The sequence below is a fragment of the Polaribacter sp. NJDZ03 genome (assembly GCF_019263805.1).
In the GTDB taxonomy this organism is placed as follows: Bacteria; Bacteroidota; Bacteroidia; order Flavobacteriales; family Flavobacteriaceae; genus Polaribacter.
In genome coordinates, this window is record NZ_CP079195.1 from 1,019,894 (window position 1) to 1,033,794 (window position 13,901).

Here is a 13,901-nt window from a genome sequence, read left to right on the forward strand (position 1 = left end):
ATTTAAGGAGAGAAAAATCTATATAAACGTCCTTAATTTATACTTTTATTAAGACAAATTATATAAAAAAACAACTTATAAACAGTAAATTCGCATTCTTGAAAATAGCAATCGTCATATTAAATTGGAATGGTCAAAAACTGCTAGAACAGTTCTTACCATCGGTTATAAATTTTAGTTCTAAAGAAGCTGACATTTATATAGCAGATAATGCCTCTACAGATTCTTCTATTACTTATGTAAAAGAAAATTTCGCAACAGTTAAAATTATAGAAAATACTACAAACGGAGGCTATGCAAAAGGGTATAACGATGCTTTACAATCTATTGATGCCGATATTTACTGTCTTTTAAATTCTGATGTTGAGGTTACAGAAAATTGGTTAGATCCGATTAAAACTGTTTTTAAAAATGAAGAAAACACAGCTATTATTCAACCTAAATTATTAGATTTTAAAGACAAAACGAAGTTTGAATATGCAGGTGCTGCAGGTGGTTTTATAGATTTATATGGCTATCCTTATTGCAGAGGACGTATATTTAATCAATTAGAAAAAGATAACGGTCAATTTAATGATGAGGCTACTATTTTTTGGGCATCAGGTGCATGTTTATTTATTCGTTCTAAAGTTTTTCATCAACTAGGTGGTTTAGATGAAGATTATTTTGCGCATCAAGAAGAAATAGATTTATGCTGGAGAGCACAAAATAGAGGTTTCAAAATAAAATATGTGGGTACTTCTACAGTATACCATGTTGGCGGAGCTACTTTACAAGAAACGAATCCTCATAAAACATATTTAAATTTTAGAAATAGCTTACTGAATGTTGTAAAAAACGTTCCTAAAAGATGGTTTCTGTTCGTTCTTTTTTCTCGTTTAATTTTAGATGGAATTGCGGGTTTAAAATTTCTAATAGAATTAAAACCAACTCATACCTTAGCAATTGTTAAAGCTCATTTAAGTCTTTATAAAAATTTCTTTAAATTTTTAAAAAAGCGTAGAACTTTACAAAAAAAACAAGATTACAATTTACATACAAGTATTGTTTGGCAATACTTTGCGTTGGGTAGAAAAAAGTTTGACGAACTAAAGTAATTCATTTTCTAAAACTTCTCTCCATTTACCAGACTCTGCATAGTCTTTTATTACCTTATTTCTTTCAATTAAAAAATGCTGCATGTATCTTTTTAGGAAAATAACATCAGCAATTTTTCCAAGAACACCAAGAGGAGAAACATAATGAAAAATATCTTTTACAATTACTTTTTCTTCTTTTAGCTCAAGATAATGTTCATGTCTAAAACTTTTAAAAGCTCCATGGACCATTTCATCAGCAAAAAAAGTTGGTGCTTTAAAATCTGTTATAATAGAAGTTAATTCTTGTGTAAAGCCTAAATGTTTAGCTCGCCAAGTTACTGTTTCATTAAGTGATATTAAACCAGAAGTTTTACCAGAAATTGCTTCTTCTTTAGAGTTTTTTGTAGAAATTTTATGTAAATCAATACTTCTAATTAAATTGAAAACAATATTAATATCTGCTATATTAATAATGGTTTCTAACTGAATTTTTGGCATTACAAAATATCTAAACTTCCTTTACCTTCTCTTATTACTTCCGGATATCCATCTGTAAAATCTATAATTGTAGATCCCAGATTGTCTCCATACCCTCCATCAATCACAATATCTACTAACTTTCTCCATTTTTCAAAGATTAATTCTGGATCTGTAGTATATTCTAAGATTTCATCTTCATCTCTAATAGAGGTAGACACAATTGGGTTGCCCAACGTTTCTACTAAGGCTCTAATAATATTGTTATCTGGAATACGAATACCAACCGTTTTTTTCTTTTTAAACACTTTTGGTAAGTTGTTACTTCCTGGCAAAATAAAGGTATAAGGACCCGGTAATGCTCTCTTAAGTATTTTAAATGTAGCGCTATCAATTTGCTTTACATAATCCGATAAGTGGCTTAAATTGTTGCAAATAAAAGAAAATTTTGCTTTTTCTAATTTAACTCCTTTAATCTGAGCAATTTTTTCTAAAGCTTTATTGTTCGTTATATCGCACCCTAAACCATACACCGTATCTGTGGGGTAAATAACCAAACCGCCACGTTTTAAAACCGCTACAACTTTATCGATTTCTTTTTGGTTTGGGTTCTCATTATATATTTTAATGAATTCTGACATACTATAAATATACAAAAACTCAACTTGATTATCAATCAAGTTGAGTTTTTTTTATGGGAAAATTATTTTTTTTAAGACTTATCTACCATTCTAAATCCTTCTCCATGTATGTTTAAAATCTCTACATGCTCATCTGGTTTTAGATACTTACGAAGTTTTGCAATATACACATCCATACTTCTAGATGTAAAGTAATTGTCATCTCTCCATATTTTTGTTAAGGCTAATTCCCTTGGCATTAAATCGTTTTTATGAATTGCCAACATACGTAACAATTTACTTTCTTTTGGAGATAATTTTATAGGTTCTCCATTTTCACCAACTGACAAATGTCTTAATTTAGAATTGAAGAAAAAGCCTCCAATTACAAATTCGAATTGTTCTGATTCGGCTGTTTTATCTGTATCCTTACGCTGTAAAATTGCTTTAATTTTATGTAGTAATACTTCAGAATCAAATGGTTTATTTAAGTAATCATCTGCTCCAACAGCATATCCTCTTAAAACATCTTCTTTTAACGTTTTTGCTGTTAAGAAAATAATTGGTACTTCTTTATTGGTTGTTCTAATGTCTTGTGCTAAAGAAAAACCATCTTTACGAGGCATCATTACATCTAATATACACAAATCATAATCACTGTTTTTAAACATGATTAACCCCTCTATACCATCCTTAGCATGTGTTACATTGTAATCATTTAACGCTAAATAATCTTTTAAGACTGTTCCAAAATTTGGATCATCTTCAACTAATAAAATTTTTTTACTTCCCATTGTTATGTTTTTAAATTAAAGGTAATTTTACTGTAAATGTACTTCCTTTTCCTTTTTCACTTTCTACAAAAACAGTACCATGATGTTTTTCTACAATCTCTTTTACATACGCCAAACCAAGTCCATGGCCTTTTACATCATGTATGTTTCCTTTTTGTTCTCTATAAAACTTATCAAAAACTTGTTTTTGAACAGCTTTACTCATTCCTATTCCTTCATCTTTTATTTTAAAGATAAAGAATTTGTTAGCACTTTCTGTGTATACATTAATTTTTGGTGCTCCTTCAGAATATTTTAAACCATTTTCTAGTATGTTAACAATTACATTTGTTAAATGAAATTCGTTACCAGGAATTTCTGTAATAATTGCCTCAAAATGTGTATTTATGGTTCCTTTTCTATCTGCAATTAGCAAACTTACGTGTGTAATTGCATCTTCTATTGTGTCGTGCATATCAATAGTTTCCTTACTAATATCTAACTGATTTTTTTCTAATCTAGATATTCTTAAGACGTTTTCTACTTGAGAGTGCATTCTTTTATTTTCGTCTCTAATCATTTTTACATAACGTAACACTTTTTCGTTATCATTAATAATCTTTGGGTTCTTAATAGAATCTAAAGCAAGGTTAATGGTAGCAATTGGTGTTTTAAACTCATGCGTCATATTATTTATAAAATCAGTTTTTATTTCTGATATTTTCTTTTGTCTTATTAGTTGATATAAAGAACTAGAGAAAGCTATTATAATGATAAAAATAAAAGACAATGAAAGTACTAAAATACTCGAAAGCCCAGAAAGTATGTGTTTATCTTTAGAAGGAAAAGTTACGTATAACTCATATTCTACCTCACCATTTGCATTAAAAAAGAGTGGATATGGGTAACTTTCGTTTTTGTTAATTGTATAATATCCTGATTTTAATTTTGTAGCTAAACCATCTTTACTGTAAACCCCATATTTAAAATCTAAATAGACATTTCGGTTTTCTAACTCTTCTTTAATGGTATTATTTAAATCGTTATTACTTATTCTTTGATGAAGAGGTGTTATTTTTTTATAGTCATCAAAGTATGCCGAATTATAAGCACTTTCTATTTTCTTAAATCTTTTAGTGAAAGAATATCTATTTTCGTCTGTAGAAGAAAAAGCATTGTCTACTCCTTTAATTAATCTAGAATGAAAAAAATCTTGTTTCCCCGTTACTCTCTTTACAATGATAGAATCATTGTCTAAAAATTCTGTTGGTAATTTAAAATTCTCTTCTAAATAAGTAGTTCCTATAGAAAAACGCTCTTTAGTTATGGTATCTATTTCTTGAAAAAGGTAATTTCTTATTTGGGCATCGTTGGCCAAACCAACATTGTCAAAGAAACCTTCCATTTTTTTATCAAAAGAAGCTTCTTCTTTGTCATTTATTCTTTGGGTTACACTACTCAAAGATTTTTGAACATCATTTTTAAATTGCTCATTCTTACTTGCTACAGCATTGTTTATCCAAAACACCTGTACAGCAATAATTCCTATTAAGGAAATGCTCATTAAAACCACAATAAGAACAAACATTTTCTTACCCATACGTCAAAGTTACGGCTTTCAAAAATTGATTTTATGATTTTTAACCTAAATTAACAACTTTACTTTAAGTTTAAGAGTCTTTTAACAATATTATTGAATAAAATTAAATTGAGGCCTTCTTTTTTGTTAAAATATTATGGATTTTAAGAACCTGAAAAAGAGTGTTTTCTTTACTTAAATTGGTAATAACATAGTTAGATTGTAGTAATTTTTTATCCTCTAACCATTGGTTTTTTATCCTGTTTTTTACCGCTGTTTTAGAGCTGTTATCTCTTTGCATTGTTCTTTCTATTCTAATATTAAGAGGTGCATATACAGAAATAATAATATCGCATTTTAAATTACTTTTACTTTCAAAAAGAATGGCATTTTCATATAAAACATATTCTTTGTCTACATTTTGATCTACAAATACTTGAAAATGTTTTTTAACCTCTGGATGTACGATAGAATTTAACGCAGCTAATTTGCTTTTATCATTAAAAACAAGGTTGGCAATAAAAGAGCTATTTAATTGATTGTCTAGGTAAGATTCAACTCCAAATTCTTCAATAATTTTAGATTTTATTATTGGAGAAGCATTCATTAACTTTTTAGCTTCTAAATCTGCATTATAAATAGCAACAGTATTAAATTTGGCAAAAATAGTAGCGACTGTCGTTTTACCGCTTCCTATACCTCCTGTTAAACCTACAACCATTTTATTTCTGAATTAAAAAATCTATTTTATTAGGTATCACTTTAAAACTTTTAACATAATCTGGTTTTCCTATTACTTTAGGTAATAAATACCCCAGGTTATTATCTTTAGAAACATTGTAATCACAAACTACTTCAAAAAAGTTTTTATCAATTTTATTAAAGTTAGAAAGACCTACTACATAAACTACTTCTACAGTTTTATTAAGCGTTGTTAACTCTACCCCTTTTGGAAGGTTACTTATTGTAAACGGAACTTCTAAAGTACCTTCTGTAAACTTTTCTACTTTACCACTAATGGTTGTAAATTTAGATGTAAACTTAATATTCCCTAAATTTTTAGGCAATACAATTTCTATTTTTTCAGAAAAATCTTCTCGAATATTATCTAATTTTAATAACTTTAGATCGATGTATGTTATTTTATTTATTTGAGTTTCTGGACCAGAAATTAAGATGCTATCTGGCTTTACGCATACTGGTTCTAAAATATCGTAGCCAATTTGATATTTAATTTCTAAATTTGGTTTTAAGGCTACTTTTTTAGAGGTTAAAGTACCAATGTCTAAATATATGGTATCTAAAACAATTTCTTGCAACTCTAGTCCTGAGTGCAATTGTTTTTGAATTGTACTAACCTGATTTCTTGTTAAAAAATAATAGCTACCAGTAGATTTTTTATGCAAACTGTTTGCATTTAAAGTAATTGTTTTATCTCCAAAACCAGATCTAATAAGATTAAAACCAGTAGATTTTACAATAATATCTATTTCTTTTATAGGCTTATTCTGTAATAATTTATCTTGAGGAATATTTTTATAATTTACAGGAAAAGTGATACTAGTAGTATACTCTCTAGATAGAGTAATTAAAAACCACATTAAAATAGAGGCAATTAAAAAACTAATAAAACTTTTTGCTATTTTTCTATTCTTTATCAAGGTAGTAAATAAATTTTAATGCAATTTACACAAAAGCTTGTTAACAAAAAAGTGAGCTGTATCTAAAAAGACAAAGCTCACTTAATATTTTAAATTAACTACTATTTATTTTTTAGCTGGTGCTAATTTTTTGTTTGTTAATTCCATAGAAACGGCAGAACGTTCAAACTTAATTTTCCCTGCTCCTGTCTCTATTGTTATAGTACCTTCTGCTTCATTAATTTCGGCTATTTTACCATGAATACCACTAGAAGTAACCACTTTAGCGCCTTTTTTAATTTCAGCTTGAAATGCTTTTTCCTTTTTCTGACGATTCATTTGCGGTCTTATCATAAAGAAATAAAACACTACAATAATTGCTAAAAAAGGCAACATACTCATTAAACTACCACTCATTCCTTCTTGTAAAAATATTACAGTATACATACTTTTTATTTTGCTTTTGGTGTTACAGAACCTTTAATAGTTAATACTTGCCTACCAGCTTCTGTATTTGTTGTTAAGGTTACTGTTTTTTGTTGTCTATTTGGTCTACCATTTGTATTAAATTTCACATCAATGTTACCTGTTTCACCCGGTTTAATTGGTGCTTTTGGCCAAGTAGGAACTGTACAACCACAAGAACCTTGGGCGTTTGTAATTACTAAATCTGTTTTACCTGAATTGGTAACCACAAAAGTAGTTTCTACCAAGTCTCCTTCATTTACAGTACCAAAATCATAGATTGTTTTATCTAATGAAATTAAAGCGGTTCCTTTTTTAATTTCTATATCTCTAGAAGCAGCGTTCTCTAAATTTTCTTGATTTACTTTTTTAACGGCATTTCCTCCATCTTTACAAGCTGTAAAGAAAGATGCTGTAACTACAAATGCTAATAAGATTGTTATTTTTTTCATTATGGTTTAATTTTAAGTAAAAATAATAAATAATTTATATAAAACAATAGTTTAAAGTAATCCTCTACCTATTTTAACAATTCTTTTACTTTCTATAAATTCCTTAGAAATTTTATCTAAGACACCATTAATAAAATAGCTACTCTTTTCTGTAGAATAATCTTTAGATATTTCTATATATTCATTAATAGTAACTCTGGTTGGTATAGAGTGGAAATTTAAAAACTCTGAAACAGCCATTTTTATAAGAATCATATCCATGTCTGCAATTCTATCTGTTTCCCAGTTAGGTGTTTTTTCTTCTATAATAGATTCGTATTCTGTATTATTTAAAACTGTTTTCTTAAACATTTTAGATACAAACTCTTCATCATCTTTGTCTTTGTATAGTTTACCTAACACAAAAATAGTATTATCTTTCTGCTTGCTTAACGTTTTTACAACCCAAGTGTTAACAAAAGGAATATCGTCTGACCAAGAAATCATTGTGTCTTCAAAATATTCTCCTAATTTGTCATCTGGTGCAATAATTTCTTTAAAGAAATCAATTACAAAAGATTTGTCTATTTTATAGGAATCTTCTTCTGTACTTAAATATTTTTTATACAAATCGCTATTTTGCAATTTTTCAAAAATAATTTTCACATACTCATCATTTTCCTCCCAATTTGTTAAATCATTTAATTCAACATAACCTTCTATACTTACGCTTTCTGCGATGGTATTTATCAGTTTATTGTTTAAAAATTTGTTATTTGGGTTTAAATCTTCTTTGGTAGCAAGAATTTTCTTTTTAGAAAGTGCTATTTTTTTAGCTGCTAACTTCTGTACTTCTACCAATAACTGTAGGTTTAAAACGTACAAATCGTACATTTTTAAAATACTATGTTTTAAAAATTTTTCCTCTTTAATGATATCATCATTATAAGAATGTAACATAGCGTACACAGATTGCATCACTTTAACTCGAATATGTCTCCTGTTAATCATTTTCTAAAGAACTTATATAAATTTGGGTGCAAAAATAGTGTTATTTTACTTTTATTCGACTACCTTTTTATTCTTTTTTAAGAATTAATTCTATCCTTAATCTTGTATCTTTGCGCTTTTACTTTTTTAACAAAAAAATAATTTTTCGATATTATAATAATTGTAATTTTATTTTTTTAAAAATTCAATATTCATTGAAGGAACTAAGACACATAAATAAATATTTTTCTAAATATAAATGGCGATTATTAATAGGTTTATTAATAACTATTTTAGCCAAATTTTTAGCTTTAAAGATTCCTCAAATAGTAGGAGATTCTTTAAATATTGTTGAAGACTACCAAAACGGAATCGTTACTGATTTAGAAGACGTACAGCATCAATTATTAATAAATGTACTTCTTATTATAGGGGTTGCTATATTATCTGGTTTTTTTACTTTTTTAATGAGGCAGACTATTATTGTTACTTCTAGATTGATAGAATTCGATTTAAAAAACGAAATTTATCAACAATACCAGAGGTTGTCACTTAATTTCTACAAAAAAAACAGAACAGGAGATTTAATGAATCGTATTTCTGAAGATGTTTCTAAAGTAAGAATGTATGTAGGGCCTGCTGTTATGTATACCATTAATATGATCGTTTTGCTGTTTGTTGGTTTTACACAGATGATGAATATTGATGTGAAGCTAACCATGTACACTCTAATTCCTTTTCCTTTATTATCGATTTCAATATTTGTTTTAAGTAAAGTAATACATAAAAGAAGTACAATTGTTCAGCAATATTTATCAAAATTAACCACTTTTAACCAAGAGTTTTTCTCAGGAATTAATGTGGTTAAATCTTACGGAATTGAAGCATCAATAATAAAAGACTTTGATGAAATTGCAGATGAAAGCAAGGAAAAGAACATACATCTGCAAAAAGCAAATGCATTATTTTTTCCGTTGATGGTCTTTTTAATTGGTATTAGCAACTTGTTGGTATTATATGTTGGAGGTCAATTATATATTGCAAATGAAATACAAATAGGTACCATTATAGAGTTTATGCTCTATGTAAATATTTTAACTTGGCCAGTAGCTGTTGTAGGCTGGGTTACTTCTATGGTGCAGCAAGCAGAAGCTTCACAAGCTAGAATTAATGAGTTTTTACAACATGTACCAGAAATACAAAATAGCAGCAATTTACCAATAGAATTAAAAGGAAATATTACGTTTAAAGATGTTACTTTTACGTATGATGACACCAATATAACGGCTCTAAAAAACATTAACATCTCTGTTAAATCTGGAGAAACAATTGCTATTTTAGGTAAAACAGGGTCTGGAAAATCTACCATTATAGAATTAATTTCTAGGTTGTACGACACAAAAGTTGGAACTATTTTATTAGACGACATCCCTATAAAAGAAGCTAATTTAGATGCTGTTAGAAGTCAGATTGGTTTTGTACCTCAAGATCCATTTTTATTTTCTGAAAGTATAGAAGACAATATTAAATTTGGTAAAGAAGATGCCACAGAGGAAGAGATTATTGCTGCAGCTAAAAATGCAGATGTACATAAAAACATAATCGATTTCCCTAACGGATACAAAACAGTTTTAGGAGAACGTGGTGTAACGCTTTCTGGCGGACAAAAGCAGCGTGTTTCTATTGCTAGAGCAATTATTAAAAAACCTAAAATTTTAATTTTTGATGATTGTTTGTCTGCTGTAGACACAGAAACTGAAGAAAAAATCCTTTCTAATTTAGAAAGAATATCTAAAAATATTACCACTTTTATAATTAGTCACAGAATCTCTTCGGCCAAAAATGCCGATAAAATTATTGTTTTAGACCAAGGAGAAATCATACAACAAGGAACTCATAATCAACTAATAACCATAGACGGTTACTACAAAGATTTGTATGACCAACAACTTTTAGAAAAAGAAATTTAATCTTTAACCTTGCTACATAAAATATTTTGTTAGATTTGTTAAGTATAAAAAAAATATTATAATTACTATTTTACAAGAATTATGGCAGAGAGAGCAGAGAGAGTTGAACAGGAGGAAATTTTTTCACAAGTATTAAGAGCAGGAAGAAGAACTTACTTTTTTGATGTAAGAGCAACAAAAGCAGATGATTACTACTTAACTGTTACCGAGAGCAAAAAGTTTACACATGATGATGGATCTTTCCATTACCAAAAACACAAAATTTACTTATATAAAGAAGATTTTACAGATTTTCAAGAAATGTTAGGTAAAGCAACCGATTACATTTTAAATGAAAAAGGTAGCGAAGTAATTAGTGAGCGTCACCAAAAAGATTTTAAAAAGGAAGAAGGAACTGAAACTACTGATGAAGTTAAATCTACAGAGAGTTTTACAGATGTTTCTTTTGAAGATATATAATAATTACAGACTGTTTTTGTATTCCCTTAATTGAGCAGACTAAAATAGGAACAAAAAAATATGTTAAAGATATTTTAATTCAAGTTTACACAAAAAAACCGCAAATTTACTATTTGCGGTTTTTTATTTTTTTACTCTAAATTTTCTTTTCTGGTTGTATTTATCCCTAAAAGGCAACCTTAATTTATAAATTAAAGTACTTTCTTTATCGTCTTTGTTTTAGCAACGGTTTCTTCCCACTCTTTTTTTGCTGAGCTATCTTTTGTAATTCCGCCACCAACATAAATAGAAGCTGTTTTATCTGCTACACTCATACATCTTAAATTCACAAAAAGCGATGAACTTTTATTTGCAATGTTTAATTCGCCTAAAAAACCACTATAAAATGTTCTTTTATAGTTTTCATTTCTATTAATAAATTCCTCAGCATTTTCTCTTGGCAAACCACAAACAGCAGGTGTTGGATGCAAACCTCTAATTAATGCTTTTAAATTAGAGCCATTATTTAACTCCCCTTCTATCTTACTTCTTAAATGTAACAAATTCCCTGCTTTTACAGTTTCTTTCTTATTTACTTTAAGATTGCTAGAAATTGGTTTTAATTGACTCTCAATAAAATCAGTAACCAACTGCTGCTCTTCTAATTCTTTATTTTTCCAAACAACCTCATCAGAACCTTCAAAAACCTGAGTCCCTGCTAAAGACATCGTTTTAAAAGTGTTTCCGCTAATATTTAAAAGTGTTTCAGGGGTGGCACCAAACCACAAACCAACTTTTGGATGAAACCAAACATATACAAATGCATTTGTGTATGTTTTTAATAATTTATTAAAAGTAAGAAGGACATCAAACTCATCTAACAAAACCTCTTCTTTTCTTGAAACAACTACTTTAATAAGCTCGTTATTATTTATTTCATCTAGCGCTTTTTCTACCAAGTGAAGATGTTTTTCTTTATCAGTATTAATAGCATCAGAAAAATGTTCATTCAAAGAAAAATTTTCTTCCATTAAAATATTTTCACTGATAAAATCTGCATTTTCAGAAGGAAATAAAACAGCTTTTTCTTCAGAATTAAAAGGAGCAAAAACAAATCCTGTTTCTGTAAATTTGGTTGTGAAACAAAGTTGATCATCCTTCATAAAAAATCCATTTACGGATTCTGTATTCGGTTTTCTATACGCTACAAAAGGGATATGTCTTTTGTAATTTTCTTCAATTTTATTAAAAAGAATATTCAATGTGTTGGTTTTTTTATTTCTTTGTTAAAACAATGTTGGTCATTTTAGCAACTGAAATTAAATCGCCATTTTCATCAACAATTTTAACTTCCCATAAATGCGTTGTTCTACCTTTATGAATATTAGTTGCTGTTGCATAAACAGTGCCTTCTAGCTTGCTTTTTATATGGTTTATAGATAATTGAATTCCGTTTACAAACTGGGTTTTACTATCTATAAAAAAGTTAGAAGCTGCACTACCAACACTTTCCGCTAAAGCCGCCGTTGCACCACCATGTAATTGTCCGTAAGGCTGATGCACCCTAGAATTAACAGGCATTTTTGCTGTTAAAAAATCATCACCAAGAGCAACATATTCAATATCAAGAGTTTCCATTAATGTGTTTTTAGAACTCTCATTAAACGCTTTTAAAATTGCAACTGTATCCATATCATTCTAATTATATGGTAAAAGTACATATAAAATTTTGTATTTTTGCAGCAGAAAAATTAATCCATTTCATGTACAAAATACGCGTAATTTTAGACACAAAAGAAGATGTAATCAGAACTATTTTGGTTGACAACAACTTAAACTTAGAAGATTTACATGCCACAATTGCTAAAGCCTTTGGTTTTGGAGGTAGAGAAATGGCTTCTTTTTATAGAACTGATGATGAATGGGAGCAGGGAGAAGAGATTCCGTTGTTTAATATGGAAGAGATTGGCGAAGGTATTTCTATGAAAACTTGTATTTTAAATGAAACTTTACCAGAGGAAGGTGATAAACTAATTTATGTGTACGATTTCTTAAAAATGTGGACTTTCTACGTTGAAGTTATTGAGGTTTCGGCTGACAAAAAAGAAGATTTACCCCAAATTATTTTAACTGTTGGAGAAATACCAAGTGAAGCTCCTGAAAAAGAATTTGTTGCAGAAAAATTAGATGATGGTTTTGGTGACGAAGAAGATATTGATGATGAATTTGGTCATTTTGATGATGATTACGATTTTACTGAATATTAATTTAGTATTCAGTAACAATTTACAGTAATTTTTTAAGTCGTTAGTAATTATATTTAAGTCAATTATTTCCATTCTGAACTTGACTGATTACAGCCAACTTAAAACTGCTGACTTATTTGTTGTAACAAAATTGTAATTTGGTCGTCTTACAAATATAATCGACTAAATCAATTTCTTTGGAAACTATCTTATCACTCAAAAATCTCGATAAAAAATACGGAAAAGTTCACGCAGTAAACAATCTTTCTTTTGATATAGAGAGAGGAAATGTCTACGGAATTTTAGGTCCTAACGGAAGTGGAAAATCTACCACTTTAGGTATTATTTTAAATGTTGTAAACAGAACTTCTGGAGAGTTTTCTTGGTTTAACGGAAAACTAACTACACATCAAGCCTTAAAAAAAGTAGGTGCAATTATAGAGCGACCTAATTTTTATCCTTACATGACGGCTACTCAAAACCTAGCTTTAATTTGTAAGATAAAAGAAATATCAACAGAAAAAATTAACGAGAAACTTACAACAGTTAACCTTTTCGACAGAAGAGATAGCAAGTTTAGTACGTTTTCTTTAGGGATGAAGCAGCGTTTGGCTATTGCTTCTGCCCTATTAAATGATCCTGAAATTTTAATTTTAGATGAACCTACAAATGGTTTAGATCCACAAGGAATTCATGAAATTCGTCAGATTATACAAAATATTGCTGCAAACGGAACTACAATTTTATTAGCTTCTCACCTATTAGACGAAGTAGAAAAAGTATGCTCTCATGTGGTTGTAATTAGAAATGGTGTAAAATTATATGCTGGTCGTGTAGATGAAATGACAGCTTCTAATGGTTTGTTCGAACTAAAAGTAGAAACGAACGAAGATAAATTAATGGCTCTTTTAGAAGAACATCCTGCAATTGGTAAAATAAGTAAAGATCACGAAACGATAATAGCTACTTTAAACAGCGAAATTTCAGCAACAGAAATAAATGAATTTCTATTTAAAAAAGGAATTCTTTTATCTCATTTAGTTAAACGCAAACCTAGTTTAGAGCAACAATTTTTAGATTTAACTAAAAATTAACCGCAGAGACACAAAGGAATACGCAGAGTTCACCAAGAAAAAATAATTATACATTCCTTGTATTCCATCAACTAAAAATAACAACTTTAAATACATCTT

Annotated in this window: 16 protein-coding genes; 5 read left to right on the forward strand and 11 right to left on the reverse strand. The window is 28.7% G+C overall.

What is annotated here, in order from left to right:
• Positions 1-98 precede the first annotated feature (98 nt).
• Positions 99-1,097, forward strand: coding sequence for a glycosyltransferase family 2 protein (locus KV700_RS04240; RefSeq protein WP_218599305.1), 999 nt, complete (start codon positions 99-101; stop codon positions 1,095-1,097).
• Here the strand turns inward: KV700_RS04240 and KV700_RS04245 are convergent.
• The 9 genes from KV700_RS04245 to nusB all read right to left on the reverse strand — a co-directional run bounded on the left by KV700_RS04245 (position 1,089) and on the right by nusB (position 8,075).
• Complete coding sequence (locus KV700_RS04245; RefSeq protein ID WP_218599306.1) at positions 1,089-1,577, reverse strand: SRPBCC family protein; 489 nt, start codon at positions 1,575-1,577, stop codon at positions 1,089-1,091. The genes KV700_RS04240 and KV700_RS04245 overlap by 9 nt on opposite strands.
• Positions 1,577-2,197 (reverse strand): L-threonylcarbamoyladenylate synthase, encoded by a 621-nt coding sequence (locus KV700_RS04250; RefSeq protein WP_218599814.1) that lies wholly within the window; start codon positions 2,195-2,197, stop codon positions 1,577-1,579. The genes KV700_RS04245 and KV700_RS04250 overlap by 1 nt, the downstream gene beginning before the upstream one ends.
• 71 nt (positions 2,198-2,268) lie before the next feature.
• A complete protein-coding gene (locus KV700_RS04255; protein WP_166382222.1) occupies positions 2,269-2,970 on the reverse strand; it encodes a response regulator transcription factor in 702 nt (233 codons plus the stop codon).
• A 10-nt stretch (positions 2,971-2,980) separates the two neighbouring features.
• The gene (locus KV700_RS04260; protein ID WP_166382221.1) at positions 2,981-4,549 is read right to left on the reverse strand and encodes a sensor histidine kinase KdpD; all 1,569 of its coding nucleotides are present in this window, start codon (positions 4,547-4,549) and stop codon (positions 2,981-2,983) included.
• Positions 4,550-4,652: 103 nt separating this feature from the next.
• A complete protein-coding gene (coaE, locus tag KV700_RS04265; protein ID WP_166382220.1) occupies positions 4,653-5,249 on the reverse strand; it encodes a dephospho-CoA kinase in 597 nt (198 codons plus the stop codon).
• Position 5,250: 1 nt separating this feature from the next.
• Positions 5,251-6,189: a CdaR family protein gene (locus tag KV700_RS04270; RefSeq protein WP_218599307.1), complete on the reverse strand. Its 939-nt coding sequence runs from the start codon at positions 6,187-6,189 to the stop codon at positions 5,251-5,253.
• A gap of 105 nt (positions 6,190-6,294) precedes the next feature.
• A complete protein-coding gene (gene yajC, locus KV700_RS04275) occupies positions 6,295-6,615 on the reverse strand; it encodes a preprotein translocase subunit YajC (RefSeq protein ID WP_218599308.1) in 321 nt (106 codons plus the stop codon).
• 5 nt (positions 6,616-6,620) lie between these two features.
• Positions 6,621-7,085, reverse strand: coding sequence for a DUF1573 domain-containing protein (locus KV700_RS04280; RefSeq protein WP_166382216.1), 465 nt, complete (start codon positions 7,083-7,085; stop codon positions 6,621-6,623).
• A gap of 51 nt (positions 7,086-7,136) precedes the next feature.
• Positions 7,137-8,075 carry a transcription antitermination factor NusB gene (gene nusB, locus KV700_RS04285; protein WP_218599309.1) on the reverse strand — a complete coding sequence of 313 codons (939 nt, stop codon included), beginning with the start codon at positions 8,073-8,075 and terminating at the stop codon, positions 7,137-7,139.
• Positions 8,076-8,269: 194 nt separating this feature from the next.
• Here nusB and KV700_RS04290 point away from each other — a divergent pair, with 194 nt between their 5' ends.
• Together KV700_RS04290 and KV700_RS04295 are read left to right on the forward strand one after the other, a co-directional pair.
• Positions 8,270-10,024 (forward strand): ABC transporter ATP-binding protein, encoded by a 1,755-nt coding sequence (locus tag KV700_RS04290; protein WP_218599310.1) that lies wholly within the window; start codon positions 8,270-8,272, stop codon positions 10,022-10,024.
• 81 nt (positions 10,025-10,105) lie between these two features.
• Complete coding sequence (locus tag KV700_RS04295) at positions 10,106-10,483, forward strand: PUR family DNA/RNA-binding protein (protein ID WP_166382210.1); 378 nt, start codon at positions 10,106-10,108, stop codon at positions 10,481-10,483.
• Positions 10,484-10,674: 191 nt separating this feature from the next.
• Here the strand turns inward: KV700_RS04295 and KV700_RS04300 are convergent, their stop codons facing one another.
• Both KV700_RS04300 and KV700_RS04305 read right to left on the reverse strand, forming a co-directional pair.
• Complete coding sequence (locus KV700_RS04300; protein WP_254712967.1) at positions 10,675-11,724, reverse strand: chorismate-binding protein; 1,050 nt, start codon at positions 11,722-11,724, stop codon at positions 10,675-10,677.
• Between the two features lie 13 nt (positions 11,725-11,737).
• Positions 11,738-12,154 carry a PaaI family thioesterase gene (locus KV700_RS04305; protein WP_166382208.1) on the reverse strand — a complete coding sequence of 139 codons (417 nt, stop codon included), beginning with the start codon at positions 12,152-12,154 and terminating at the stop codon, positions 11,738-11,740.
• Positions 12,155-12,225: 71 nt separating this feature from the next.
• On the opposite strand from KV700_RS04305, the gene KV700_RS04310 reads away from it, so the two are divergent.
• On the forward strand, positions 12,226-12,729 hold the full coding sequence (locus tag KV700_RS04310; protein ID WP_218599311.1) for a plasmid pRiA4b ORF-3 family protein: 504 nt from the start codon (positions 12,226-12,228) through the stop codon (positions 12,727-12,729).
• A 176-nt stretch (positions 12,730-12,905) separates the two neighbouring features.
• Positions 12,906-13,802: an ABC transporter ATP-binding protein gene (locus KV700_RS04315; protein WP_166382204.1), complete on the forward strand. Its 897-nt coding sequence runs from the start codon at positions 12,906-12,908 to the stop codon at positions 13,800-13,802.
• The last annotated feature ends 99 nt before the right edge of the window (positions 13,803-13,901 follow it).